Source organism: Microbacterium sp. SD291, from assembly GCF_017355365.1.
Taxonomy (GTDB): Bacteria; Actinomycetota; Actinomycetes; order Actinomycetales; family Microbacteriaceae; genus Microbacterium.
Genome location: NZ_JADIJR010000025.1, coordinates 1 through 24,896 on the forward strand (window position 1 = coordinate 1; position 24,896 = coordinate 24,896).

The following is a 24,896-nucleotide window of genomic DNA, read 5'->3' on the forward strand; positions in this document are numbered from 1 at the left end:
CTCAGCCACATCGGCCGGATGCCATCGGCTGCTGCGCGAGTACGATGCCCGCTGCGTGACGACGGCGGCCGAGATCCGCGAACTGTGGGGCGAGGGAGCATCGACTGCGCCGAGCGGCGACATCGCCGACCCTGACCGGCTGCGCCTGCTCGACGCCTTGAGCACGCGAGCGCGACTCCCTGCCGACGAACTCGTGCGACGCAGCGGACTCTCGCCAGAGCGGGTCGGCGCGCTGCTCGGCCTGCTGGAGCTCGAAGGCGCCGTCATCCGTGCCGAGACCGGCTGGCGACGGGCGGGAGCGGCGGCCGCGAGCCGCTGAGGGCAGGGGTGTGCGAGCGCCGGTCGCCCGTTCGGCGGCGAGGCGACGCGTGCGTCAGACGGCCCCCGGGCATGCTGTCACCATGGAGTTCCGCTCGGCCGCCGAGGCGTTCGCCGATCACCTGCTGCAGGTGCGTCGGCTGTCGCCCGCGACGGTGCGCGCCTATCGCTCCGATCTGCGCGACCTCGGAGTCTCGGCCGGCGACGCCGATCTGTCGGCCATCGACCTCGAGACGCTGCGCGACTGGCTCTGGCGCGCCACGCAGCGCGGCGACGCGCGGTCGACGCTCGCCCGGCGGGCGGCCGCCGCCAGGTCGTTCTTCAGCTGGGCGCAGGAACAGGGGCTCGTCGAGCACGATCCGAGCGTGCGGCTGATCGCGCCCAAGCGCGGACGCACCCTCCCGACCGTGGCCTCCGCGGATGCCATGACCGCACTCCTCGATCAGCAGCGCGCCGCAGCCGCCGGGGGAGACCCGCACGCCCTGCGGGATCACGCGATCCTCGAGATGCTGTACGGCGCCGGCATCCGCGTGTCGGAGCTGTGCGGTCTGGACATCGACGACCTCGACCTCGATCGCGGCACCGGTCGAGTCCTCGGCAAGGGATCCAAGGAGAGAGTCGTCCCATACGGGATTCCCGCCCGAGACGCCGTCGGTGCCTACCTGACCAGGGGGCGGCCTGCACTCGCCTCCCGCTCGGACAAGGCTTCCCCGGCGCTGTTCCTCGGCGCGAGAGGCGGTCGGATCGGCGCGCGCGCCGTCTACACGCTGGTCGCCGAGGTGCTCGCCCCCCACGTCGGAGCGGCCACGATCGGTCCGCACGCGCTGCGCCACACCGCCGCGACCCACCTGCTCGACGGCGGAGCGGACCTGCGCGCAGTCCAGGAGATCCTCGGACACGCGAGTCTCGGGACCACCCAGATCTACACGCATGTGTCAGCCGAGCGGCTGACGGCGACCTACCGTCTCGCGCACCCCCGCGCCTGAACCGCGTCGCGGTCGACGTCTGCCACAGCTCACAGCGGCCGGCAACAGGGGAGCAGGATCGCGCGCGGCACGTCGCCGAACATCAGCATCGGGTTGATGTAGTCGCCGTCGAGCCGCACGCCCAGGTGCATCGTCCCGGAAGGCGCGTGGCCTCCGGCATCCACAGTGCCGATCACATCGCCCGCGGAGACGACGTCACCGGGGGAGAGCGTCGACGAGAGCGGCTCGAACGTGGAGACGTACCCTCCCGCATGCTCGATCGTGAGCAGCGGACGATCGACGACCGTGCCGCGGAACGCGACGACGCCGTCCGCGGGCGCGCGCACCGACCTGTCGGGAGACGCCACCACGTCCACGCCGCGATGGCCGGCGCCGTATTCGTGCGCTGGTGCGCGGTAGGGCACCGCGACGTCTCGCGCCCCGGCGAACGGCCACTCCCACACGGGGTGCTCCTCCTCTGTGGCCGGATCCGCGTTCGTCGGTCCCGCGGCCACGGACGCCGCCGCGTGGGCAGGCGCGACGTCACCGGCCGGGGTCACGAGCACGGCCAGGAGCACGGCCGCGAGCATGAGCAGGGCGGGGGCCGGACGTTCGCGGATGCGCATGCCGCCCATCCTCCGCTGCCGTCCGGGAGCCGGTTCGGCGGATCCGGCCGAGCCACGGCGGATGAGGAGGGATGCCGGAGCCGCCATGGCGTGCAGGGTGAGTCATGCGGCGGCATCCTGTATGCTGGACGAGCACCTCGAAATCGGGGTGACTACGCGTGCCCAGAGCGACCGGCGCCTGCACAGGCAGAGGTCGCGGCATCCACACCCACAGGTCCCACTCACGAGCGGGCGGGTGTGCGCCGGGCACCAGGAAGTCCGATCAGCAGATCGGCAGAAACCTCAACGGCGCTCAGCGCCAGAACAAGGAGACGACCATGGCTGTGGTCACCATCCGCCAGCTGCTCGACAGCGGCGTGCACTTCGGACACCAGACCCGCCGGTGGAACCCGAAGGTGAAGCGCTTCATCCTCACCGAGCGCAGCGGCATCCACATCATCGACCTGCAGCAGTCGCTGGGCTACATCGACAAGGCCTACGACTTCGTCAAGGAGACCGTCGCCCACGGCGGCACGATCCTCTTCGTCGGCACGAAGAAGCAGGCGCAGGAGATCCTCGCCGAGCAGGCGACCCGCGTGGGCCAGCCCTTCGTCAACCAGCGCTGGCTCGGTGGACTCCTCACCAACTTCCAGACGATCTCCAAGCGTCTCGCACGCATGAAGGAGCTCGAGGAGCTCGACTACGAGACCCCGGCGAACAGCGGCTTCACCAAGAAGGAGCTCCTGCTCAAGAAGCGCGAGCTCGACAAGCTGCACAAGTCGCTCGGCGGAATCCGCAACCTCACCAAGACGCCTTCGGCGATCTGGGTCGTCGACGCCAAGCGCGAGCACCTCGCCATCGACGAGGCCAAGAAGCTCGGCATCCCGGTGATCGGCATCCTCGACACGAACGCGGACCCGGACGACTTCCAGTACCCGATCCCCGGCAACGACGACGCGATCCGCTCCGTCTCGCTGCTGACCCGCATCATCGCGGACGCCGCGGCCGAGGGCCTGCAGCAGAAGCACAACCCGGAGACCGGCGACGCTGAGCCGCTGGCCGACTGGGAGCGCGAGCTCCTCGAGACCCCGGCCGAGGAGACCGCTGAGGCTCCCGCTGCTGAGGCTCCCGCTGCCGAGGCTCCCGCCGAGGAAGCTGCCGCCGAGGAGGCTGCTGCTGAGGCTCCGGCCGAGGACGCAGCCGTCGAGACCGAGGCCGTCGAGACCGAGGCCGCCGAGGCCGAGGTCGTCGAGGCCGACGCCAAGTAATCCCCGCGACACCACGCACACCCACATCACGAAGCAAGGAGCCACCACACATGGCCAACTTCACCATCGCCGACCTCAAGGCGCTGCGTGAGCAGCTCGGCACGGGAATGGTCGACACCAAGAAGGCGCTCGAGGAGGCTGACGGAGACGTCGAGAAGGCCACCGAGATCCTGCGCCTGAAGGGTGCCAAGGGCAACGCGAAGCGCGCTGACCGTTCCACCAGCGAGGGCCTCATCGTCGCTCGCGAACAGGACGGCGCAGTGACGCTCATCGAGCTCGCCTGCGAGACCGACTTCGTCGCGAAGAACGAGCGTTTCATCGCGCTGTCAGACAAGGTCGCCGACGCCGTCGCCGCCGTCAAGGCGGACTCGGTCGAGGCCGGACTCGCCGCCCAGGCGGGCGACAAGACCGTCGAGACGGTCATCTCGGAAGAGGCCGCGATCATCGGCGAGAAGGTCGAACTGCGCCGCGTGCGCACGATCTCGGGCGACAAGGTCGAGGTGTACATGCACCGCACCAGCAAGGACCTGCCGCCGCAGATCGGCGTCGTCGTCGCCTACACGGGTGAAGACGATGAGACCGCTCGCAGCATCGCGCAGCACATCTCGTTCGCGAACCCGTCGTACCTGTCCCGCGAGGACGTCCCGACCGACGCCGTCGAGAAGGAGCGCGAGATCGTCACCGAGATCTCGCGCAACGAGGGCAAGCCGGAGGCGGCTCTGCCCAAGATCGTCGAGGGGCGCGTGTCCGCGTTCATCAAGCAGGTCGCCCTGCTCGAGCAGGACTACGCCAAGGACAGCAAGATCTCTGTCGCCCAGGTGGCGAAGGACGCCGGTATCACCGTGACGGACTTCGCGCGCTTCAAGGTCGGCGCGTAACACTGCGGAAGGGGTTCGGATCGACGCGATCCGAACCCCTTCTTCATGCCCAGAAGGCACTATCTTGAATCGGGACGAGAGGACAACACACCCATGACCGAACGCACCGGACGCCGCCGCGTCCTTCTGAAGCTCTCCGGTGAGGCATTCGGAGCCGGCCAGCTGGGAGTGAACCCCGACGTCGTCAGCCAGATCGCCCGTGACATCGCGGCAGCGGTCGATCGCGTCGAGATCGCGATCGTCGTCGGCGGAGGCAACTTCTTCCGCGGCGCCGAACTCAGCCAGCGCGGCATGGACCGTGGTCGCGCGGACTACATGGGCATGCTCGGGACCGTCATGAACGCCCTTGCCCTGCAGGACTTCCTCGAGCAGGCCGGCGCTCCGACGCGCGTGCAGTCGGCGATCTCGATGACCCAGGTCGCCGAGCCCTACATCCCGCTGCGCGCCGAGCGCCACATGGAGAAGGGCCGCGTCGTCGTCTTCGGCGCCGGCGCCGGGCTGCCCTACTTCTCGACCGACACGGTCGCGGCGCAGCGTGCGCTCGAGATCGGCGCCCAGGAGGTGCTCGTCGCGAAGAACGGCGTCGACGCGATCTACACCGCCGACCCGAACAAGCACGCCGACGCCGAGCGCATCGACCGCGTGACGTACCGCGACGCACTGCAGCGCGGTCTCAAGGTCGTGGACTCGACCGCCTTCAGCCTCTGCATGGACAACAACATGGACATGCGCGTGTTCGGCATGGAGCCGGCCGGCAACGTGACGCGCGCGCTGCTCGGCGAGCCCATCGGCACGCTGGTCACCGCCTGAGCGCCTTCCAGGGCGCGACGGCTTCGACCGATAGAATTCACAGAACACCCCGACGATAGGAGTCACCGTGATCGCGGACGTCCTCGCTGAAACCACCTCTCGCATGTCGCGGGCGGTCGAAGCCGCCAAGGAGGACTTCGCAACGGTCCGAACCGGCCGCGCGAACCCGCAGCTGTTCCAGAAGGTGCTCGTCGACTACTACGGGACCCCGACCCCGCTCGCACAGCTCGCCTCCCTGGCCAACCAGGAGGCGCGCACCCTCATCATCACGCCGTACGACAAGTCGGCGCTGAAGGGGATCGAGCAGGCGATCCGCGACATGCCGAACCTCGGCGCGAACCCGACCAACGACGGCAACCTCGTGCGGGTCACGATGCCCGAGCTGACGGCAGAGCGTCGCAAGGAGTACGTCAAGCTCGTGAAGACCAAGGCGGAGGACGCGAAGGTCCACGTCCGCGGCATCCGCCGCAAGGCCAAGGACGAGCTCGACGCTCTGAAGAGCGAGCTCGGAGAAGACGAGATCGCCCGGGGCGAGAAGGAACTCGACGCCCTCACGCGCCAGCACGTCGACCTCATCGACGACGCACTCAAGCGCAAAGAGGCTGAACTCCTCGAGGTGTAGGCGGCATGTCCGACGATCCAACCGACGCCGAACGCGGCAAGCCGCAGACACGCCGAGAGGCGCGCGACGCGGGGACGCCGGCCGACGGCGTCCCGCTCGCGGATCCGGCGTTCCCCGCGTTCGATTCCTCCAGCATCCCTCCGCGCCCGCCGCTGCCCCCCGATGAGACCGGGCCGGTTGAGCCCGGTCTGGACACGGCCGATCACCATGCGATCCGTGAGCAGTGGCGCGCCGCGCGCGACGAGCTGGGCACCCACGTGTCCCATGCCAAGGATCAGCTCGACCAGGCGAACGAGCGCATCAAGCAGCGCACCGGACGCGACCTGATCCTCGCGATCGTCATCGGGCTCGCGTTCGGCGCGGCCGTGCTCGGCTCCCTGCTGTTCATCAAGGCCCTGTTCGTCCCGTTCGCCCTCGCCGCCGCGCTCCTCGGCGTCTTCGAGCTCTCCCGCGCGCTGCGCAGCTCCGGGCGCCGGATCGACGTGGTGCCGCAGCTGATCGCCGCGGGCCTCCTCGTCCTCTCGGCGTACTTCGTCCAGGTGTGGCTGGTGTGGGTGCTGCTGTTCTTCGCCGTCGCGTTCGTGATCGTGTGGCGACTCGTCGCCCAGATGGTCGCCAAGGACGGACGCACCTACGGCGACGTTCTGGCGGATGCCGTCATCGGCGGCTTCGTGCAGGTGTACGTCCCGTTCCTCGCCGCCGTCGCGCTGATCCTGCTCAAGCAGGAGGGCGGCCAGTGGTGGGTGCTGGGCTTCATCGTGGTCGCCGTGGCCGCCGACACCGGGGCGTACGCCGCCGGTCTCGCGTTCGGCCGTCATCCGATGGCGCCGAAGATCAGTCCTAAGAAGACCTGGGAGGGCTTCGGGGGTGCTGTGATCGCCTCGATCGCGGCCGGAGTTCTCCTCGCCCTCTTCCTCCTCGAGCTGCCATGGTGGGCGGGCGTCCTGTTCGGCGGCGCGATCCTGCTCTCGGCGACACTGGGAGACCTCGGCGAGTCGATGCTCAAGCGCGACCTCGGCATCAAGGACATGAGCTCCTGGCTACCGGGGCACGGCGGGCTCCTCGACCGGCTCGACAGCATCCTGCCCTCGACGATCCCCGCGCTTTGCCTCTATTTCCTCTTCTCTCCCTGGGTGGTGCTCTGATGGCCTCGGACGATGTCCTGGACGCGGGCGCGCAGGCGCGACCGGCGTTCTCCCTCGCAGGCGGCCGTGATCTCGGCTATCACCGTGCGGCGGTCGACACATTCCTCACGGCCGCGCGACAGGCTTTCGAGGGGAACGGCGACCTGACCGCGGCCGAGGTGCGCGTCGCGTCCTTCCCGCTCGTCAAGGGCGGGTACGTCGTCGCCGAAGTCGATGCGGCACTCGGCCGTGTCGAGGATGCCCTCGCAGGACGTGAGCGCGACCGGGTGGTCCGCACGCAGGGAGCAGGAGCCTGGGTGGACCAGGCGCGCGAGGACGCGCAGGTGATCCTCGATCACCTCGCCCGGCCGCAGCGCCAGCGGTTCGCGCGAACCGGCCTCCTCGGCTTCGGCTACCGCATCGACGAGGTCGATCATGTCGCCACGCGCATCGTCCGGTATCTCCGTGACGGCGAGCCGCTCACCGCGGAGCAGTTGCGCTCGGCGGCCTTCCGGATGCAGCGCGGCGGGTACCGCGAGGAGCAGGTCGATGCGCTGCTGGACGCCGTCGTCGATGTGATCCTCGCCGTCCGCTGAAGCCTCCCATGGTCGTCCCAGCGACCTGTGCGTAGAATGTCAGGCATCGTGAACTCCCGAAACGACTTGACCATCGAACGAGAAGACGTCCTGCCGGTCCCCTCGCCCGCGGCTCTCTCGGCTCGAAGGAGTACCCGCCGTCACAGGGTCGCCGGCTTCGTCGCCGGTCTCGCGGTCGTGGGATTCGCCGCGGCGATGGTGGCGCCGACGGGCGTCGCGCTCGCGGAGCCGGTCGCGGAGACCGCACCGGAATCGGTGTACTCGGCGGCGCTCGGCGACACGCAGAACCTCACCGTGACGGTCGAGGGCGCGGCGATCGCTCCCGTCGCGCGTGGTGCGTTCACGGTCTACGTCACGCCCAAGCCGACGCCCACGCCCGAGCCGGCCGCGTCCCGTGGCGGCGGTGGAGGGGGCGGCCCGCTGTTCTACACCGGCGGAGGCGCTCCGGCTGAGTGGATGGCGGCTGCCGGCATCGCCGAGTCCGACTGGGGCTACGTCGATTACATCGTCTCCCGCGAGAGCGGCTGGAACCCGAATGCGACCAACAGCTCGTCGGGTGCCTGCGGCCTCGTGCAGGCGCTGCCCTGCAGCAAGGTCCCGGGGAACGGCTACGACCCGGTCGACAACCTGCGCTGGGCGAATGACTACGCCACCGGCCGCTACGGCAGCTGGGCGGGCGCGCAGGCGTTCTGGTCGAACAACCACTGGTGGTGAGCAGGCGTCATGCCACGCTCCCGCCGACGGACTCCATCGCGCCCTGACTCCGACGACTCGCTGGACCGGCTGCTCGCCTCCTGGAAGCGGACCGAGATCCGGCGCGGGGTCGAATGGACCGTGCAGCCCGTCTCGGCACCGCAGGCGCTGAAGGAGTACAGCTGCCCCGGATGCGGACGCGGCATCGAACCGGGCGTCGCCCACCTCGTGGCCTGGCGCTCCGACGGTGTGCTCGGCGATGCCGCCGACCTCGCCGCGCGCCGGCACTGGCACACTCACTGTTGGAGGATCGCGTGACCATGGAGATCCGAGGGCCGCTGGAACTGCCGGCGCTCCGCGAGGACATCGAACTGTCGACGGCGGATGAGCTGACGCTGGTCGGTGAACTCGCGCTGCCGCAGAAGACGGCGCCTGTCGCGACTCTCGTGACGCTGCATCCGCTGCCGACCGCAGGCGGGTTCATGGATTCGCACATCCTCCGCAAGGCGGCCGGGCGGCTGCCGGCCCTGGCAGATCTCGCGGTGCTCCGTTTCAACACCCGCGGCACCACATCGCAGCGGGGGACGAGCGAGGGCACCTTCGACGGAGGCGCGGCGGAGCAGTTCGACGTGGCGGCGGCGATGGACTTCGTCCGGGATCGCGCGCTTCCCCGTCCCTGGCTGCTCGGCTGGTCCTTCGGCACAGAGCTTGCCCTGAAGTATGGCCGGGAGCACGACATCGAGGGGATCATCCTGCTCTCGCCGCCGCTGCACCGGGCGACCGCTGCCGAGGTCGCAGCCTGGGCGCGCACCGACCATGAGGTCGTCATCCTGGTGCCCGAGTTCGACGACTACCTGCGTCCTGCGGAGGCGCAGGACAGGTTCGCGGGCATCCCGCACGCGCGGCTGATCGCCGTCGAGGGCGGCAAGCATCTCTGGGTGGGGGAGAGCCAGACCCGCCGCGTTCTCACCGAGATCGTCGCCGCCGTGAACCCGGTTGCGCTGCCGCTGGCGACGCACTGGCCCCGGTAGGGCCTCCGACGCGAACCGCCGTCAGAGCTCGTTCATACGAGGGATGAGCACCTGCCGGTAGATGATGAGGATGCTCGCCGCGACCGGGATCGCGATGAGGGCGCCGAGCAGGCCGAGCAGGCTCCCTCCGGCGAGTGCCGCGACCACGACGACCGCTCCCGGAACGGCGACAGCGCGGCTCATGATGCGCGGCGAGATCACGTACGCCTCGATCTGCATGTAGATGAGGTAGTAGATTCCCGCGGCGAGGGCGATCTGCGGTGACCCGAGACCGGGAATCAGGCAGACGAGCACGATGATCGTGGATCCGGTGAGCGTGCCGACCAGGGGGATGAGCGAGAAGAAGAAGGCCACGACGGCGAGCACCGCGGTGAAAGGTGCGTCGATGATGGTCAGGTAGATCATGCTGAGCACGCCGTTGATGACGCCGAGCGTCACCTGACCCATCACGTAGTAGCCGACGGAGTCGGTGATCTGCTCGGAGAGATCGACGAAGCGCTCGCGCCTGGATGCCGGTACGAGCTGGTAGACGGCCCTCTTGAGCGACGGCGTCGACGCGGTGAGGTAGATCGTCAGGATCAGCACGATGAAGGCGCCGAAGAGGCCGCTGATGACCGCCCCGCTCGCGACCAGCACGCCCTGGCCGATCGAGCCGCCGATCTCGGTGAGGTTGGTGTCCAGCCACGTCGCGACGAACTCGAACACCTCGTCCACCTTGAGATTGGGGAACGTGTCCAGCATCCACTCGCGAAGGTCGTCGAGGAACGTCCCGCGCTGCACGATGGCCGTGATCTGGGCGATCAGCTGCGAGATCTGATCCACCAGCACCGGGAGCACGACCAGCACGACGCCGGAGAAGACGCCGAGCACCGCAAGGATCGTGACGAGCACGGCGAGCCACCGCGGGAGGCGCTTGCGCTCGAGGAGCGACACCAGCGGATCGAGGCCGAGGCTGAGGAACAGCGCGGTGCCCACGTAGAGCAGGACCGTGGACAGGCTCTGCAGGCTCCCGATGAGCAGGATGCCGAGTCCCACGCCGAGCGTCGCCACGAGGGCGGTGCGGAACGGGCTGTGGATCTTCATCGCTGCTCCTCGGGAATGCGGATGCTGCAAGGCTATCGAGCGGCGCAGAGCTGATGACGACGACGTGCCGTGCGGCGCGCAGGTCTCCCTGGTGGGCAACACACAGGTGCTTTCGCTAGTCTGAAATGTCGAGTGTTGCGGCTCGGGCGGATGCCCTGGTCGCGTGAGGAGACTATTCGTGCGTTTCGTATGGGCCGTCGTGGCCTTCGTGCTGGCCACGGTTCTGATCGGTGCGGGCATCGCGCAACGGACCATCTTCATGGGACCTTCCTCTCAGCAGGTCGCCGTCGAGGTGGAGGAGCCCGCGCCGTTCGTGCTGATGGACGGCGAAGTCCTCCGCGAGCACCCCGGGGCGCAGACCCTGCTGATCCGCGGCGAGGGAGAGATCTTCGCGGCGTACGGCCGCACGGCCGACCTGGAGGCCTGGCTCGCCGACTCCGAGTACAACCACGTCACCGCCGGCAAGGGCGGGAAGCTCGACGTCGCGTTCGTGGCGTCCTCCGCGACGGGCGGCTCCGGTGACGGCGCGGAGGAGCCGACGGCGACCCCGGCGCCCGTGGAGACGCCGGCGGCGGAGGGCGACGCCGTCGCCGAGTTCGCAGGACGCAATCCGGCGGGCTCCGATCTGTGGCTGGATTCCTTCACCGACGAGGACGCGCTGATCGCCGACAAGATGCAGCTCCCCGACGGCGTCAGCGTGATCATCGCCTATGACGGCACGAAGGCCGCGCCCGACGACATCGTCGTCTCCTGGCCGATCGACAGCTCCACGCCGCTGGCGGGTCCGCTGATGGCTCTCGGCGCCGCTGTGCTCCTCGCAGGGCTCGTCCTCTACGTGCTCGGCATCCGGCACCAGCGCCGCGGACGCGGCCCCCGGCGCAAGGGTCCTGGTCCGATGCCCGTCACCGAGCCGATCGATCTCGAGGCGCTTCCGCCTGCAGAGCGTGCGGCGATCGACGGCCCCGGTCCCGAGCCCACCGCAGACGCGCCGGAGACCGAGAAGCCGACCGCGCAGGGCGAAGAGAAGCCCGAAGCCAGAACCGAGATGCGTGCAGGGCGCGCGTCGCGGCGACGCCGGATGCTCGCCCTCCCGGCACTCGGACTGACGGCGCTGCTCGCCGCCGGATGCTCGGCCGATTCGTGGCCGCAGTTCGGCGACGCCTCGCCGACGCCGTCGCCCAGCCCGACGATCATCGCCCCGGAGAACCAGAAGCCTCCTGCCGTGACCGAGGCCCAGGCGAAGCGCATCATCAAGGAGGCGTCGGCGACCCTCGTGGAGGCCGACACCGCGCTCGACATCGAGCTCGCAAAGACCCGCCTCGATGGATCGGCGCTGGCCGCGCGGACTACCGAGTACGCGCTGCGCACAGCGCTGCCCGACACGGCTCCGCCCGTCGCCATCCCGTCCGACGACGTCGAGGTCGTCCTTCCCGAGGCCACCGATCGCTGGCCCCGCACCGTCCTGATCCTGTCGAAGAGCAAGGGCGACGACACCGTCCCGCCCGTGGTCCTGACGATGACGCAGCAGGACCCGTGGTCGAATTACAAGGTCACCGACATGGCGGAGATGGCCGCGGAAGCGGTGTTCCCCGATGTCGCCGCGGCCTGGCTCGGCACTTCGCTGGTGCCGGACGAGACCGCGTTCCTGAACGTCGCACCGGGCGAGCTCGCCGCGACCTTCGCCGACGTCGTCGACGCGGGGGAGAAGAGCGCCTCGTACGGCCTCTTCGACGAACTGGCCCTGAATCTGGCGCAGTCCATCCGCGACAGCCGGCAGACGGTGGTGCAGAACCTGGCCGACCAGGGCGCATCCGAGACGTCGGACACCGCCTTCGACATGCTACCCGCCGCGTCACCGCCCGTGTCCATGACGAATCTGGACAGCGGCGCGATCGTCGCGGTGTCGCTCGTCGACACCGAGTCGGTGACCCCGACCTCGGCCGACGCGGTCATCCGCTTCGGCGAGAACGCACAGGCGAAGGCGCTCACGGGCGTGGAAGAGTCGTCGAAGGGCGTGAAGACGACCTACTCCTTCCAGCTGTTCTTCTCGGTGCCCGCGCAGGGCTCGACCGAACAGATCCGTCTCCTGGCCGTGCACCAGGACCTTCTCTCCGTCGAGGTGATCAAATGAGCGACATCTCTCCCGCCGCACTGCGCGGCGCCGTCGATCTGTCCACGCTGCGCAACCGTCCGGCCGCGACAGCCGGGGGACCGGGCGCGCCTGCCGCTCCTGCCCCCGGGCTCACGGACGTGGTCGTCGATGCGACCGACGAGTCCTTCGGGCAGATCCTCGAGATCTCCCGCACCGTGCCGGTGGTCGTCGACCTCTGGGCCGAGTGGTGCGGGCCGTGCAAGCAGCTGAGCCCGATCATCGAGAAGGTGACCAGGGAGCTGGGCGGCCGGGTGCTCCTGGCCAAGGTCGACGTCGACGCCAACCCGCAGCTCGCACAGGGCTTCCGGGCGCAGTCCATCCCGATGGTCGTCGCCCTCATCGCGGGCCAGCCGGTGCCGATGTTCACCGGTGCCGTGCCGGAGCAGCAGGTGCGCGAGGTGTTCGCCCAGCTGCTGCAGGTCGCCGCGCAGAACGGCGTCACCGGCACCCTCGACCTCGGCGAGGGCGGCGGTGACGGTGGCGAGGCCACTGCATCCGCTCCCGAGGAGCCGCCGCTTCCGCCGCTCCATGCCGAGGCGTATGCCGCGATCGAGGCCGGCGACTATCCCGCCGCGATCACCGCATACGAGAAGGCGCTCGCGGAGAACCCGCGCGACGAGGACGCGATCGCCGGGCTCGGCCAGGTGCGGCTCCTCGACCGCGTGCAGGGACTGGATCTGCAGTCGGCCCGCGCGGCGGCCGCAGCCGCCCCGCTCGACGTGCAGGCGCAGTTCGACGTCGCCGACCTCGACCTCGCCGGCGGGCACGTGGAGGACGCGTTCGGAAGGCTCCTCGATCTCTTCCAGCAGCTTCCCTCCGACGGGCGCGCGCCGGTGCGCGAGCGGCTCGTCGAGCTGTTCGGCCTGATCGGAGCCTCCGATCCGCGTGTCGTGTCGGCGCGCAACAGGCTCTCCTCGCTGCTGTTCTGACCGCGCCGGCGTCGTGACGCACGCGGGCCCCGCCTCCATCACCGGAGGCGGGGCCCGCGCCGCATCAGCCGTGGTTGATGGTCGGCACGTGCGGGTCGCCCTGATGGCGCAGCCAGATCGTGGAGAGCGCCGGCAGCGTGATCGTCGCGGTCGGCGGACCGTCGTTCTCGGACCGCGCGACGACCATGCCGAGGTTGCCCGACCCCCTCCCGCCGTAGTCCGCGGCATCCGTGTTGAGGATCTCGTTCCAGACGCCCTGGCGCGGCAGCTCGAGGCGATGTCCCGTCCGCTCGACACCGGCGAAGTTGCTCACGACGACCAGGCGTCCGCCGTGGGCGTCGCGACGCTCGAAAGCGATCACCGTCGGCTCCCAGGCGGGCGCGCCCAGACGCGAGAACGACGATGCGTCGTTGTCGCGCTCCCACAGCGGAGCCTGTGCGCGGTAGGTGCGGTTGAGCACGCCGACGAAGCTCTGCAGCTGCCGGTGCGACGGCTGGTCGAGCAGCCACCAGTCGAGCTCGCGGGACTCCGACCACTCTGCGAGCTGACCGAACTCCTGGCCCATGAAGAGCAGCTTCTTGCCAGGGTGCCCCCACATGTAGGCGAGGTACGCGCGGGTGTTGGCCAGCTTGTGCCAGTGGTCGCCCGGCATCTTCGCCACCAGACTCCCCTTGCCGTGCACCACCTCGTCATGACTGATCGGGAGGAGGTAGTTCTCGCCGAACGCGTAGACGAACGAGAACGTCATCTCGCCCTCGTGATGCGAGCGGTACATCGGGTCGCGTTCGATGTACTGGAGCGAGTCGTTCATCCAGCCCATGTTCCACTTGAACCCGAAGCCGAGCCCCGCGTGGTCCGTCGGCGCCGTGACGCCGGGGAAGCTGGTGGACTCCTCGGCGATCATCATGATGCCGGGGTGCAGCCGGTAGGCGGTCGCGTTGACCTCCTGCAGGAACCGGATCGCCTCCAGGTTCTCCCTGCCGCCGTGGATGTTCGGCTCCCATTCGCCGTCCTCGCGGGAGTAGTCGAGGTAGAGCATCGAGGCGACGGCATCCACGCGCAGTCCGTCGACGTGGAACTCGCTGAACCAGTACAGCGCGTTCGCCACGAGGAAGCCACGGACCTCGGGGCGGCCGTAGTCGAAGATCAGGGTGCCCCAGTCCTGGTGCTCGCCCCGGCGGGGGTCGGGATGCTCGTACAGGGCTTGCCCGTCGAACTTAGCCAGCGCGAACGCGTCCTTCGGGAAGTGCCCTGGCACCCAGTCCATGATCACGCCGATGCCGGCCTGGTGCAGACGGTCGATCAGGTGGCGGAGGTCGTCCGGGCTGCCGAAACGGCTCGTCGGCGCGTAGTAGCCGCTGATCTGGTAACCCCAGGAGCCGCCGAACGGATGCTCGGCCAGCGGCATGAACTCGACGTGGGTGAACCCGGCCTCGGTCACGTGGGCGATGAGCGCGTCTGCCGCGTCCCGGTAGCCGAGGCCGTGCCGCCAGGATCCGAGGTGCACCTCGTACACGGAGAGCGGCTGGGCCACAGCGTGGGTGGCGGCCCGGCGCGTCATCCACGCGCCATCCGACCACTGATAGGAGGATCTCGTGACGACGGACGCGGTCTCCGGGGGCACTTGAGCGGCCTGCGCCATCGGGTCGGCCTTGAGGGTCCAGCCGCCGCCGCGGGTGCGGATCTCGTACTTGTACTTGGCGCCGGGGGAGAGGTCGGGGATGAAGAGCTCCCAGACGCCGCTGACGCCCATCGACCGCATCGCGTGCGATTCGCCGTTCCAGCCGTTGTGATCGCCGACGACGCGCACCGCGGTCGCGTTCGGAGCCCAGACGGCGAACGAGACGCCGGTGTCGCCCCCGAGGGTGCGCGGGTGTGCGCCGAGCACCTCCCAGAGCCTCTCGTGACGTCCCTCCGCGATGAGGTGCAGGTCGATGTCGCCGAGAGAGGGCAGGTGCCGATAGGGATCGCCGGCGATGATCTCGTCACCGTCGTCATAGGCGGTGGCGATGCGGTACGCGACCGGCGGGCCGTCGTGCTGCGCCTCCCAGAGGCCGTGCGCCACGTGCTCGAGATCGAGACGGCTGCCGTCGGCGAACACTGCGGCGACGGTCGAAGCGAGGGGCCGGCGCACCCGGATGACGGTGATCGTGCGATCGGCCGCGTCCTTGAAAGGATGCGCACCGAGAACCGAGTGCGGTTCGTGATGCGATGCCGCTGCGACGGCGGCCCAGTCGGCGGATGCCGTCACGTCTTCCACATAGCTCATGCTCGTGTCCTCACCTTCAGGATGTGCACCGGCTCGGCGAAGGCGTCGAGGCGCACGTAGTTGTGGTCTGCCCAGGTCCAGACAGCACCGGTGATGAGGTCCTCGACCTCGAAGCTCTCGCCGAGCGGCACTCCCCAGACCGTGGTGTCCAGATGGACCGTGGTCTCGCGCACGGAGTGCGGATCCACGTTGGCGACGACGATCAGGGTGTCGGCTTCCCCTGTGCCTGTGTACGCGGCGTCGAGATGCTTGCTGTACACCAGCACCGCGTCGTCATCGCTCCAGTGCACGGAGAGGTTCCGCAGCTGGCGGAGCGCCGGATGCGCGGCACGGATCCCGTTGAGCCGGCGCAGGAGCGGCGCGAGCGAGTTCCCCGCCGCCTCCGCGCCCGCCCAGTCCCTGACCTTGTACTCGTACTTCTCGTTGTCGATGTTCTCCTCGGAGCCGGGCCGGGCGACGTTCTCGAAGAGCTCGTAGCCCGCATACACCCCGTAGACGGGCGCCGCGGTGGCGGCGATGCACGCGCGGATCCGGTACGCGGCACGACCGCCGAACTGCAGATACTCCGTGAGGATGTCATGCGTGTTCACGAAGAGGTTCGGCCGCATGTAGTCGCTGGTGTCACGTGAGACGGTCGTGAGGAACTCCTCGAGCTCTGCCTTGGTGTTGCGCCACGTGAAGTAGCTGTAGCTCTGCTGGAACCCCACGGCGGCCAGCGCCCGCATCACGGCGGGGCGGGTGAACGCCTCGGCGAGGAAGATCACGTCCGGATCCGCGGCGTTCACGGTGGCGATCAGCCATTCCCAGAACTGGAGCGGCTTGGTGTGCGGGTTGTCGACGCGGAAGATCTTCACGCCCTGACCGACCCAGTGCTGGACGATCCGGAGCATCTCCTGATAGATGCCCTCCGGGTCGTTGTCGAAGTTCAGGGGGTAGATGTCCTGGTACTTCTTCGGCGGGTTCTCGGCGTATGCGATCGTGCCGTCCGGCAGCGTCGTGAACCATTCCGGATGCTCGGCGACCCACGGGTGATCCGGCGAGGCCTGCAGGGCGAGGTCGAGTGCGACCTCGAGCCCCTCCTTGTGCGCGGCGCGGACGAAGGCTCGGAAGTCTGCGGGCTTGCCCAGGTCGGGATGGATCGCGTCGTGCCCTCCCTCCGGGGCGCCGATCGCGTACGGGGAACCCGGGTCGCCCGGCTCAGTGGTGAGCATGTTGTTGCGGCCCTTGCGGTTCGTCGTGCCGATCGGGTGGATCGGCACCAGGTAGATGACGTCGAACCCCATGGCGGCGACCGCGGGGAGCCGCTTCGCCGCGGTGCGGAAGGTGCCCGTCTTGACCGTGCCGTCCTTGAGTCGCTTCGCTCCTTCCGAGCGCGGGAAGAACTCGTACCAGGCCCCGACGCCCGCTGCGGCGCGCTCGACCAGCAGGGTCTGCAGCGCTGACGCCGACCGCAGCGTTGTCAGAGGGCGTTCGGCGAAGATGTGCGCGAGCTCGGGATCGGTCGACATCGCGAGCGCGGTCGCGGCCTCTCCTGCGTCGAGAGCCACCGCGCCCGCCTCGAGGCGCTTGCGCTGCGCCGCAGGGCGGTCCTTCTCGGCCGCGGCCCTGCGGAGCAGCTCAGCGCCGAGAGCGGCCATCACCGGAACGTCGACGCCGGCCGCGACCTTGAGGTCGGCCGCGTGCGCCCAGGTGGCGAAGTCATCCGAGAAGCTCTCGAATCGGAACGTCCATGCGCCCTGCACGTCGACCGCGAGTTCGGCGCCCCAGGTGTCGGTGCCGTCCTTGCGCGGGCTGAGGCGGTGCAGGCTCTCCGCACCCGACGGGGAGGTGAGACGGAGCTGGACGCCGATGATGTCGTGGCCCTCGCGGAACGAGACGACGCTGAACGGCACCACCTCGCCGACGAACGCCTTCGGCGGGAAGCCGCCCGGCACGGACGGCGTGCCGTTCACCAGCGGGAGCCGAGTGGCGCGGAGCCCCTCCGGATCCGAAGTCGGCCCCAGCGGACGCAGGGGGATCTGGGCGGGGCTTCGAAGCTCCGCTGGTCGGGTACTCGCACGTGCTGCCACACCCCGAATGTACCGCTATGCCCGCATGGCGGGTAGCGCGATGACAGGGCGCGTCGCGCGCGTCGTCACTCGACCCGGAAGAGCCTCATCGAGGTCCCCGGGATCGGCAGCACGTCACCCGGTGCGAACACCTCTTCCTCGGCGGAGGGGCGCTCTTCAGCGCTCGACCAGAGCGACACGAACCGGGTCGCTCCCTCCAGCTCATCGGGGAGCCGGACGTCGATGGGGGCCTCCGTGCCGTGCACGATCAGCAGGATGCGGTTGAACGCCTCGGTGTCGGGCGTGGAGGCTGCGACGTACTGCAGCGTGCGGTGGCTGGGGTCGGCCCACTGCTCGCTCTCCATCGTCTCGCCGTTCGGGCCGAACCAGTCCATGACCGAGGCGTTGGGGATGTGCTCACCGAGCCGGGCGTAGCGGCTGGGCCGCAGCGCGGGGTTTGCGGCACGCAGTGCGATCAGGCGGGTGACGTGAGCGCGCAGATCCTCCTGCCACGGCTCCGCGTCCCAGCTCAGCCACGTCATCGCCGTGTCCTGGGCGTAGGCGTTGTTGTTCCCGCGCTGCGTGCGCCCGACCTCGTCGCCGGCCGTGAGCATCGGGATGCCGGCCGACAGCAGCAGGGTGCCCAGCAGGTTGCGCATCGCCTTGCGGCGGGCGGCGAGGATCGCCTGGTCGTCCGTCGGTCCCTCGATGCCGTGGTTGAACGAGCGGTTCATGTCCGCGCCGTCGCGGTTGTGCTCGCCGTTGGCCTCATTGTGCTTCACGTCGTAGGCGACGAGGTCGTGCATCGTGAATCCGTCGTGCGCGGTGACGAAGTTGATGCTCGCGAGCGGGCCGCGCTGCTCGGAGAAGGTGTTGGATGAGCCGGCCAGCCGCGTCGCGAACCCGCCGATCCCGACGGGAGCCGACGCGCGGCGGGCGTAGTCGATGTCGCTCAGCCAGAAGTTGCGGACGCGGTCGCGGTACCGGTCGTTCCACTCGTGCCATCCGGAGGGGAAGTTGCCCGTCTGCCAGCCGCCGAGACCCACGTCCCAGGGCTCGGCGATGAGCTTGGTCTCCTTGAGCACCGGGTCATCGGCGATCGCGGTGAGCAGCGGATGCTCCGGCGTGTAGGTGTGCGTACCGTCGCGGGCGATCGCGGTGGCGAGATCGAATCGGAAGCCGTCGATCTGCATCTCCTCGGCCCAGTAGCGCAGCGAGTCGAGCACGAGACGGGCCCCTGCGGGCGTGGAGGTGTTCAGGGTGTTTCCGACGCCGGTGGTGTCGATGTATGCGCCGGAGGCATCCTGGCGGTAGTAGCCGGCGTTGTCGATGCCGCGCAGGTTCCAGCGGGGGCCGCCGAGGCCCTCCTCCGCGGTGTGGTTGTACACGACGTCGAGGATGATCTCGAGTCCGGCTTCGTGAAGGAGCCGCACCATTCCCTTGAACTCGGCGAGCACGGCCTCCGGGCCCTCGTTCCGAGCCTTCTCGGTCGCATACGCGGCGTGCGGGGCGAAGAAGTTGAGGGTGTTGTATCCCCAGTAGTTGCTGAGTCCGCGTTCGAGAAGACGCGGCTCCGAGACGAAGGCATGAATCGGGAGCAGCTCCACCGAGGTGATGCCCAGTTCATGGAGGTACGCGATCATCGCCGGGTGCGCGAGACCCGCGTAGGTGCCGTGAAGCGCCGGCGGCACGTCGGGATGCCTCTTGGTGAGGCCCTTCAGATGGCCCTCGTAGATCACAGTGCGGTCCAGAGGTACGCGCGGCTTCCGGGATTCTCCCCAGTCGAAACCGTCGACGATGACGACCGAGCGCCACTCCTCGTAGCCGTCGCCCTGGGCGAGGCCGCGCGCGTACGGATCGAGGAGCAGGGTCTCCGGATTGAAGGTGTTGCCGGGACCGTGCGGTCCGCCGACTCGCAGAGCGTACCGCGTGCCGGGCTGCAGCAGCTCGGTCGTGACCTCCCAGACGCCGCCGGGCAGCCGCTCAAGGTCGGCCTGGTCCGTCACCCAGTCGAGGTCGGTCTCGTCGAAGACGACGAGCTCGACGGATGACGCGTTCTGCGACCAGACGCGCAGCGTGCCGACGCCGTCGTGCAGACGGACGCCGAGGTCGTCGAGTTCGGCTCCGCCAGGCGGAGTGCGCTCTGGCGTGGCGAGCTCTGTCGCGCCGGGTGCGGTGAGCTCTCGGGTTTCGGGCATGAGTACACATTAGAGGTCGGCGTTCCAGTCTCAAATCAGGCCGCACTCAGTTCCATGTGCCGCCGACGGTGCCGGACTGTCCCGATCTGGGAGAGAGTAGAGGGATGCGGCACTACCTCGATCACGCGGCGACGACGCCTCTGCGCCCTGAGGCGCGCCAGGCATGGCTGTCTGCGAGCGAGACGGTCGGCAACGCGTCGTCCACGCACGGTGCGGGTCAGGACGCGCGCCGGCTGCTCGAGGAGTCGCGGGAGCGGATCGCCGAGATGCTCGGCTGCGATCCGATCGAGATCGTGCTCACCTCGGGAGGGACCGAGTCGATCAACCTCGCCCTGCAGGGACTGTGGCGCTCCAGGGCCGACGGCACGGACGCGATCGTGATGCCGGATGCCGAGCACCACGCCACCATGGACACGGTTCAGGCGCTGATCGCCGAAGGCGCTGCACTCCGCGGGGTGCCCGTGACCTCGACCGCGGGCATCCTCCCCTCGGAGTTCGCCGCACGGCTTCCCGGTGCGGCGCTCGCGACCGCGCTGATCGCCAACAACGAGGCGGGGACGATCAACGACGCCGCGGCGATGTCTGCGGCATCCGCGGCGATCGAGACCCCGCTGCATCTGGATGCCGTCGCCGCTCTCGGGCATCTGCCGCTTTCCTTCCGGGGTTTGAGGGCGGATGCTGCACCTGGGACGGGCCTCGTGGCCATGAGCGTCGCCGGGCACAAGATCGGGGCGCCCGTCGGCGTCGGCGCGCTGGTCGTGGCGCGCAGCGCCCGGCTGACCGCGCTGCTGCGGGGGGGAGCGCAGCAGCGCGGCCTGCGAGCGGGCACGCAGGATGTCGCGGGGGCGGCGGCGTTCGCGACGGCACTGGAGCTGGCAGAAGCCGAGCGGGTGTCGGAGGGCGCACGGCTGGGGCTGCTGCGCGATCGTCTCGTCGACGGCATCCGCTCCAGGGTCCCGTCTGCCGTGCTGCTCGGAGATCCAGTGCATCGCCTGCCGGGGAATGCGCAGATCCTGTTCCCGGGCGCAGTGGGGGAGAGCCTGCTGTTCCTGCTCGACATGGCGGGTATCGCCGCATCCACCGGGTCCGCATGCCAGGCCGGCGTCGCCGAACCGTCTCATGTGGTGATGGCCATGGGCCGCAGCGAGCAGGACGCCCGGAGTGTGCTGAGGTTCACGCTGGGGCGCACGTCGACCGACGCCGACGTCGGTGCGGTGCTGGACGCGATCGCCGACGCCTGTGCGCGGGCATCCGGGTCCGGCACAGGTGAGCGCTCGTAGACTGGTCGCATGCGGATACTTGCGGCGATGAGCGGTGGAGTGGACTCCGCCGTCGCGGCTGCACGGGCCGTGGAGGCGGGGCACGACGTCGTCGGCGTGCACCTCGCGCTCTCCAGGGCGGGCGGCACGCTGCGCACCGGCAGCCGCGGCTGCTGCACGATCGAGGATGCTCTCGACGCCCGGCGCGCGGCAGACGTGCTCGGCATCCCGTTCTACGTCTGGGACTTCTCGGAGCGCTTCCGTGACGATGTGATCGCCGACTTCGTCTCCGAGTATCAGGCGGGTCGCACTCCGAACCCCTGCATGCGGTGCAACGAGAAGATCAAGTTCGCGGCTCTGCTGGAGCGCGCTCTGGAGCTCGGCTTCGACGCGGTGTGCACGGGGCACTATGCGACGCTGATCACCACGGAATCGGGGCTCGAGCTGCACCGCGCCTCCGACAACGCGAAGGACCAGTCCTACGTGCTGGGCGTGCTCACGGCCGAGCAGCTCGCTCACACGTACTTCCCGCTCGGGTCGACGCCGTCGAAGGCGCTCGTGCGCGCCGAGGCCGCCGAGCGAGGACTCAGCGTGGCGCAGAAGCCGGACAGCCACGACATCTGCTTCATCCCCGACGGCGACACGCGCGGCTGGCTGGCGGAGAAGGTCGGCACGGCCACCGGCGAGATCGTCGACCGTTCCGGGGCCGTCGTCGGGTCGCATGAGGGCGCGCACGCCTTCACGGTCGGGCAGCGTCGCGGCCTGAAGCTCGGGGTGCCCGCCGCGGACGGCAAGCCGCGCTTCGTGCTCGAGGTCCGCCCTGTGTCGAACACGGTCGTCGTCGGCCCGAAGGAGGCGCTCGCGATCGGCGAGATCGCGGGGGAGCGGTTCAGCTGGGCGGGGAGCGAGCCCTCAACGTCGTCTTTCGCGTGCGATGTGCAGATCCGCGCCCATGCCGAGCCGGTGGCGGCGACCGCCCATGTGACGCCGGAGGGCGTCCGCGTGGTGCCGGAGGTGCCGCTCGACGGCGTCGCGCCTGGGCAGACCGCCGTGCTCTACGTCGGCACGCGGGTTCTGGGCCAGTTCACGATCGACCGGACGGTGTCGGCGGTTCCCGTCGAGGCGTAGCAGTCCGCGTGCAGTCGCCCTCTCGATGTCGGCCCTCGCTCGTAGACTGACGGGGTGCCGGACAACATCTCGCTGGAAGACGCTCGCATCGAGGCCGAGGAGCTGACCACCCGCATACTCGAGGCGAAGGACGCGTACTACGGCCGCGACACCTCGGTCGTCGACGACGCGACGTATGACGGCTGGATGCATCGGCTCGAGGAGCTCGAGCGGCTGCACCCCGAGCTGCAGGGCCAGGACTCGCCCACCCAGATGGTCGGCGCGGCCGAGGCGACGGGGCTCGCGACCATCGAGCACGCCGAGCGGATGCTGAGCCTCGACAACGTCTTCTCCGTCGAGGAGCTGACGGAGTGGGCGGCGAAGACCCGCGCCTCGGCGGGGCGCGATGTCGCCTGGCTCACCGAGCTGAAGATCGACGGCCTCGCGATCAACCTCCGCTACGAGAACGGCGTGCTGACGTCTGCCGCGACGCGGGGCGACGGCAGAGTCGGCGAGATCGTCACCGAGAACGCGCTCCGGCTTCCCGAGATCCCCCGGAGGCTCAGCGGCACCGGCCACCCGCGGATCGTCGAGGTCCGCGGCGAGGTGTTCATCCCGGTCGCGGCGTTCGAGCGTCTCAACGCGGCGCAGGCGGCGTTCCGCGATCGCGCCTACGCGGACGCGCTGGGTCGATGGGAATCTCGTGTGGGAGCGAAGAGGCCGTTCGACGAGGAGAAGAACCGCACTGCGGCCGCGCGCCGGTTCCCCGCTTTCGCGAACCCGCGCAATGCCGCCAGCGGCGGACTTCGGCAGCAGCTCGACAAGAAGGCCGGCCTGGAGCTGGAGGCGGGTCTCCTGCGTATCGAGTCCCTCGCGATGTACGTTCACGGCATCGGTGCCTGGGAGAATCCGCCGGTGTCTTCGCAGAGCGAGGTCTACGAACTCCTCGCCGGGTGGGGACTTCCCACGAGTGCGCACACCAGGGTGTGCCAGGGGATCGACGAGGTCGTCGCGTTCGTCGAGCACTTCGGCGAGCACCGGCACGACATCGAGCATGAGCTGGACGGCATCGTCGTCAAGGTCGACGAGCTTGCCCTGCACGACGAGCTGGGCATGACGAGCCGGGCGCCTCGCTGGGCCATCGCCTACAAGTACCCGCCGGAGGAGGTGCAGACGAAGCTCCTCGACATCGTGGTGTCGGTGGGCCGCACTGGCCGTGCGACTCCGTTCGCCGTCATGGCACCCGCCCATGTCGCGGGGTCGGTCGTGCGCCAGGCGACACTTCACAACAAGGACGTCGTGAAGGCGAAGGGAGTGCTGATCGGCGACACCGTCGTGCTGCGCAAGGCCGGCGACGTCATCCCCGAGGTGCTCGGGCCGGTGGTGGAGAAGCGGGACGGCACGGAGCGCGAGTTCGTGATGCCGGTCGGATGCCCGGAGTGCGGCACGCCTCTGCGCCCGATGAAGGAGGGCGACATCGACCTCCGCTGCCCGAACGCCCGTTCCTGCCCTGCGCAGGTGCGCGGACGCGTGGAGCACATCGGCTCGCGCGGGGCGCTCGATGTCGAGGCTCTCGGCGAGGTGACCGCGGCCGCCCTCACGCAGCCGACGTCGCCCGCGGCGCCGCCGCTGGAGACCGAGGCCGGGCTGTTCGCGCTGACACTCGAGGAGCTGGTGCCGATCGAACTGGTCGTGAAAGATGCCGAGACGGGGCTTCCGAAGGAGGACGACGACGGGCTCGTCAAGACCCGCGCGCCCTTCCGCCGGAATCCGACCGCCGCGGAGAAGAAGTCCGGCCTGGAGGGGCCGCAGCCGTCATCGCAGGCGCTGACGCTGCTCGCGGAGCTGGAGAAGGCGAAGACCAAGGAGCTCTGGCGGCTGCTGGTCTCCCTGAACATCCGCCACGTCGGCCCGGTGGCCGCGCGCGCGCTGGCGCAGTGGTTCGGCTCCCTTGACGCGATTCGCGGGGCCTCGCGTGAGGAGCTCGCCGCGGTGGAAGGGGTCGGCGGCATCATCGCCGATTCACTGCTGGCCTGGTTCGAGGTCGACTGGCACCAGGAGATCGTGCAGCGGTGGGCGGATGCAGGAGTGCAATGGGCCACACCGGGTCACCCTGGCCCCGGCGCTGCCGTCGTCGAAGGAGGAGTGCTCGAGGGCCTCACGGTCGTCGCCACAGGCTCGCTGGAGGGCTACTCCCGTGACGGCGCGCAGGAGGCCATCATCAAGGCGGGCGGGAAGGCCGCGTCGAGCGTATCCAAGAAGACCGATTTCGTCGCGGCAGGTCCCGGTGCCGGCTCCAAGCTCGGCAAGGCGGAGGAGCTCGGCATCCGCATCCTGGACGCTGCGCAGTTCCACATCCTCGTCACCGAAGGGCCGGACGCGCTGGATAGCTGAGCCGACGGGAGTGGCGGATCTCGTGCAGCCCCTGCACGCTGCCGCCCTCGCCTCGCTTCTCGCGGCCGTCGGCGATCCACCCGTGGCGCTCGTAGAAGCGGATGGCCCGGTCATTGCCTTTGAGGACCCAGAGGTAGGCCTCGGTCCACCCCTCGGCGCGCAGTTCGTCCTCGGCCCGGCTGATCAGCGCGTGACCGATTCCCTGCGACCACGTGGACGGATAGGCGTACAGCCCGGCAAGCTCGCCCTGATGCGTCGAGTCGGCGTCTCGCCCTCCACCGAAGCCGGCCCAGCCGATGATCCGGCCTTCGATCTGCGCGACCAGCAGCCGGTGCGGCACGGGGCCGTAGGCGTCGGTGCTTTCGCCGGCAAGTGAGCGCTCGATCCAGTTCCGCCACATGGCCGTGCGATGCTCGACGCTCTGAGCATCGAGCACCTGCTGATCGATCAGTCCGGCGTACGCCGTGCGCCAGGCGTCCACGTGCACGATCGCGACGCCGTGCGCGTCATCGGGCGTCGCCCATCGGATCGTCGTCATGGCACCAAG

The 24,896-nt window shown here is 69.5% G+C and carries 21 protein-coding genes and 1 pseudogene; 16 read left to right on the forward strand and 6 right to left on the reverse strand.

The genetic code is table 11. The annotated features are described in order from the left end of the window. Both IPV10_RS12920 and IPV10_RS12925 read left to right on the forward strand, forming a co-directional pair. Nucleotides 1–319 (forward strand): annotated as a pseudogene (locus IPV10_RS12920) (DNA-protecting protein DprA); the annotation flags it as partial. Nucleotides 320–401: 82 nt separating this feature from the next. Further along, nucleotides 402–1,304: a tyrosine recombinase XerC gene (locus IPV10_RS12925; protein ID WP_207484490.1), complete on the forward strand. Its 903-nt coding sequence runs from the start codon at nucleotides 402–404 to the stop codon at nucleotides 1,302–1,304. A gap of 29 nt (nucleotides 1,305–1,333) precedes the next feature. On the opposite strand, the gene IPV10_RS12930 is transcribed toward IPV10_RS12925, so the two are convergent. Then, complete coding sequence (locus IPV10_RS12930; RefSeq protein ID WP_242684954.1) at nucleotides 1,334–1,909, reverse strand: murein hydrolase activator EnvC; 576 nt, start codon at nucleotides 1,907–1,909, stop codon at nucleotides 1,334–1,336. Nucleotides 1,910–2,226: 317 nt separating this feature from the next. Between IPV10_RS12930 and rpsB the strand changes: the two genes are divergently transcribed. From rpsB to IPV10_RS12975, 9 genes are all read left to right on the forward strand, one after another. Then, nucleotides 2,227–3,156: a 30S ribosomal protein S2 gene (gene rpsB, locus IPV10_RS12935; RefSeq protein ID WP_207484492.1), complete on the forward strand. Its 930-nt coding sequence runs from the start codon at nucleotides 2,227–2,229 to the stop codon at nucleotides 3,154–3,156. A gap of 50 nt (nucleotides 3,157–3,206) precedes the next feature. Then, nucleotides 3,207–4,034, forward strand: coding sequence for a translation elongation factor Ts (tsf, locus tag IPV10_RS12940; protein ID WP_207484493.1), 828 nt, complete (start codon nucleotides 3,207–3,209; stop codon nucleotides 4,032–4,034). Between the two features lie 93 nt (nucleotides 4,035–4,127). After that, a complete protein-coding gene (pyrH, locus tag IPV10_RS12945; protein ID WP_207484495.1) occupies nucleotides 4,128–4,844 on the forward strand; it encodes a UMP kinase in 717 nt (238 codons plus the stop codon). A gap of 67 nt (nucleotides 4,845–4,911) precedes the next feature. Further along, nucleotides 4,912–5,466 carry a ribosome recycling factor gene (frr, locus tag IPV10_RS12950; protein WP_207484497.1) on the forward strand — a complete coding sequence of 185 codons (555 nt, stop codon included), beginning with the start codon at nucleotides 4,912–4,914 and terminating at the stop codon, nucleotides 5,464–5,466. 5 nt (nucleotides 5,467–5,471) lie between these two features. Further along, the gene (locus IPV10_RS12955; protein ID WP_207484499.1) at nucleotides 5,472–6,611 is read left to right on the forward strand and encodes a phosphatidate cytidylyltransferase; all 1,140 of its coding nucleotides are present in this window, start codon (nucleotides 5,472–5,474) and stop codon (nucleotides 6,609–6,611) included. Beyond that, complete coding sequence (locus IPV10_RS12960; RefSeq protein ID WP_207484501.1) at nucleotides 6,611–7,186, forward strand: DivIVA domain-containing protein; 576 nt, start codon at nucleotides 6,611–6,613, stop codon at nucleotides 7,184–7,186. The genes IPV10_RS12955 and IPV10_RS12960 overlap by 1 nt, the downstream gene beginning before the upstream one ends. 48 nt (nucleotides 7,187–7,234) lie before the next feature. Further along, complete coding sequence (locus IPV10_RS12965) at nucleotides 7,235–7,900, forward strand: transglycosylase SLT domain-containing protein (RefSeq protein ID WP_307861130.1); 666 nt, start codon at nucleotides 7,235–7,237, stop codon at nucleotides 7,898–7,900. A gap of 9 nt (nucleotides 7,901–7,909) precedes the next feature. Further along, nucleotides 7,910–8,197, forward strand: coding sequence for a hypothetical protein (locus tag IPV10_RS12970; RefSeq protein WP_207484503.1), 288 nt, complete (start codon nucleotides 7,910–7,912; stop codon nucleotides 8,195–8,197). Between the two features lie 2 nt (nucleotides 8,198–8,199). Continuing rightward, the gene (locus tag IPV10_RS12975; protein WP_207484571.1) at nucleotides 8,200–8,910 is read left to right on the forward strand and encodes an alpha/beta hydrolase; all 711 of its coding nucleotides are present in this window, start codon (nucleotides 8,200–8,202) and stop codon (nucleotides 8,908–8,910) included. A gap of 21 nt (nucleotides 8,911–8,931) precedes the next feature. Here the strand turns inward: IPV10_RS12975 and IPV10_RS12980 are convergent, their stop codons facing one another. Continuing rightward, nucleotides 8,932–9,993 (reverse strand): AI-2E family transporter, encoded by a 1,062-nt coding sequence (locus tag IPV10_RS12980; RefSeq protein ID WP_207484505.1) that lies wholly within the window; start codon nucleotides 9,991–9,993, stop codon nucleotides 8,932–8,934. Between the two features lie 178 nt (nucleotides 9,994–10,171). Between IPV10_RS12980 and IPV10_RS12985 the strand changes: the two genes are divergently transcribed. Beyond that, complete coding sequence (locus IPV10_RS12985; protein WP_207484507.1) at nucleotides 10,172–12,124, forward strand: glycosyl transferase; 1,953 nt, start codon at nucleotides 10,172–10,174, stop codon at nucleotides 12,122–12,124. Beyond that, nucleotides 12,121–13,074 carry a tetratricopeptide repeat protein gene (locus IPV10_RS12990; RefSeq protein WP_207484509.1) on the forward strand — a complete coding sequence of 318 codons (954 nt, stop codon included), beginning with the start codon at nucleotides 12,121–12,123 and terminating at the stop codon, nucleotides 13,072–13,074. Before IPV10_RS12985 ends, IPV10_RS12990 begins: the two co-directional genes overlap by 4 nt. A gap of 64 nt (nucleotides 13,075–13,138) precedes the next feature. On the opposite strand, the gene glgB is transcribed toward IPV10_RS12990, so the two are convergent. The 3 genes from glgB to glgX form a co-directional block, all read right to left on the reverse strand. Then, nucleotides 13,139–15,343 carry a 1,4-alpha-glucan branching protein GlgB gene (glgB, locus tag IPV10_RS12995; protein WP_207484511.1) on the reverse strand — a complete coding sequence of 735 codons (2,205 nt, stop codon included), beginning with the start codon at nucleotides 15,341–15,343 and terminating at the stop codon, nucleotides 13,139–13,141. Then, nucleotides 15,340–17,412 (reverse strand): alpha-1,4-glucan--maltose-1-phosphate maltosyltransferase, encoded by a 2,073-nt coding sequence (locus tag IPV10_RS13000; RefSeq protein WP_207484513.1) that lies wholly within the window; start codon nucleotides 17,410–17,412, stop codon nucleotides 15,340–15,342. Before IPV10_RS13000 ends, glgB begins: the two co-directional genes overlap by 4 nt. A gap of 65 nt (nucleotides 17,413–17,477) precedes the next feature. Beyond that, nucleotides 17,478–19,589, reverse strand: coding sequence for a glycogen debranching protein GlgX (gene glgX, locus IPV10_RS13005; RefSeq protein WP_207484515.1), 2,112 nt, complete (start codon nucleotides 19,587–19,589; stop codon nucleotides 17,478–17,480). 104 nt (nucleotides 19,590–19,693) lie between these two features. On the opposite strand from glgX, the gene IPV10_RS13010 reads away from it, so the two are divergent. The 3 genes from IPV10_RS13010 to ligA are packed head-to-tail and all read left to right on the forward strand — an operon-like array spanning nucleotide 19,694 to nucleotide 24,349. Further along, nucleotides 19,694–20,869: a cysteine desulfurase family protein gene (locus IPV10_RS13010; RefSeq protein ID WP_207484517.1), complete on the forward strand. Its 1,176-nt coding sequence runs from the start codon at nucleotides 19,694–19,696 to the stop codon at nucleotides 20,867–20,869. A 9-nt stretch (nucleotides 20,870–20,878) separates the two neighbouring features. Beyond that, the gene (gene mnmA, locus IPV10_RS13015; RefSeq protein ID WP_207484518.1) at nucleotides 20,879–21,976 is read left to right on the forward strand and encodes a tRNA 2-thiouridine(34) synthase MnmA; all 1,098 of its coding nucleotides are present in this window, start codon (nucleotides 20,879–20,881) and stop codon (nucleotides 21,974–21,976) included. A gap of 54 nt (nucleotides 21,977–22,030) precedes the next feature. Next, entirely contained in the window at nucleotides 22,031–24,349 is a 2,319-nt protein-coding gene (gene ligA, locus IPV10_RS13020; protein WP_207484520.1) for an NAD-dependent DNA ligase LigA, read from the forward strand. Here the strand turns inward: ligA and IPV10_RS13025 are convergent. Further along, nucleotides 24,318–24,887, reverse strand: coding sequence for a GNAT family N-acetyltransferase (locus tag IPV10_RS13025; protein WP_207484522.1), 570 nt, complete (start codon nucleotides 24,885–24,887; stop codon nucleotides 24,318–24,320). The two genes, ligA and IPV10_RS13025, sit on opposite strands and share 32 nt — an antisense overlap. Between the last annotated feature and the right edge of the window lie 9 nt (nucleotides 24,888–24,896).

Coding starts and splice junctions, on each gene's coding strand:
- glgB (WP_207484511.1), bottom strand. CDS start 15,343: ATGAGCTATGTGGAAGACGTGACGGCATCCGCCGACTGGGCCGCCGTC.
- mnmA (WP_207484518.1), top strand. CDS start 20,879: ATGCGGATACTTGCGGCGATGAGCGGTGGAGTGGACTCCGCCGTCGCG.
- pyrH (WP_207484495.1), top strand. CDS start 4,128: ATGACCGAACGCACCGGACGCCGCCGCGTCCTTCTGAAGCTCTCCGGT.
- IPV10_RS12980 (WP_207484505.1), bottom strand. CDS start 9,993: ATGAAGATCCACAGCCCGTTCCGCACCGCCCTCGTGGCGACGCTCGGC.
- rpsB (WP_207484492.1), top strand. CDS start 2,227: ATGGCTGTGGTCACCATCCGCCAGCTGCTCGACAGCGGCGTGCACTTC.
- IPV10_RS13025 (WP_207484522.1), bottom strand. CDS start 24,887: ATGACGACGATCCGATGGGCGACGCCCGATGACGCGCACGGCGTCGCG.
- glgX (WP_207484515.1), bottom strand. CDS start 19,589: ATGCCCGAAACCCGAGAGCTCACCGCACCCGGCGCGACAGAGCTCGCC.
- IPV10_RS12975 (WP_207484571.1), top strand. CDS start 8,200: ATGGAGATCCGAGGGCCGCTGGAACTGCCGGCGCTCCGCGAGGACATC.
- IPV10_RS12955 (WP_207484499.1), top strand. CDS start 5,472: ATGTCCGACGATCCAACCGACGCCGAACGCGGCAAGCCGCAGACACGC.
- IPV10_RS12990 (WP_207484509.1), top strand. CDS start 12,121: ATGAGCGACATCTCTCCCGCCGCACTGCGCGGCGCCGTCGATCTGTCC.
- IPV10_RS12930 (WP_242684954.1), bottom strand. CDS start 1,909: ATGCGCATCCGCGAACGTCCGGCCCCCGCCCTGCTCATGCTCGCGGCC.
- tsf (WP_207484493.1), top strand. CDS start 3,207: ATGGCCAACTTCACCATCGCCGACCTCAAGGCGCTGCGTGAGCAGCTC.
- IPV10_RS12960 (WP_207484501.1), top strand. CDS start 6,611: ATGGCCTCGGACGATGTCCTGGACGCGGGCGCGCAGGCGCGACCGGCG.
- IPV10_RS12925 (WP_207484490.1), top strand. CDS start 402: ATGGAGTTCCGCTCGGCCGCCGAGGCGTTCGCCGATCACCTGCTGCAG.
- IPV10_RS12970 (WP_207484503.1), top strand. CDS start 7,910: ATGCCACGCTCCCGCCGACGGACTCCATCGCGCCCTGACTCCGACGAC.
- IPV10_RS13010 (WP_207484517.1), top strand. CDS start 19,694: ATGCGGCACTACCTCGATCACGCGGCGACGACGCCTCTGCGCCCTGAG.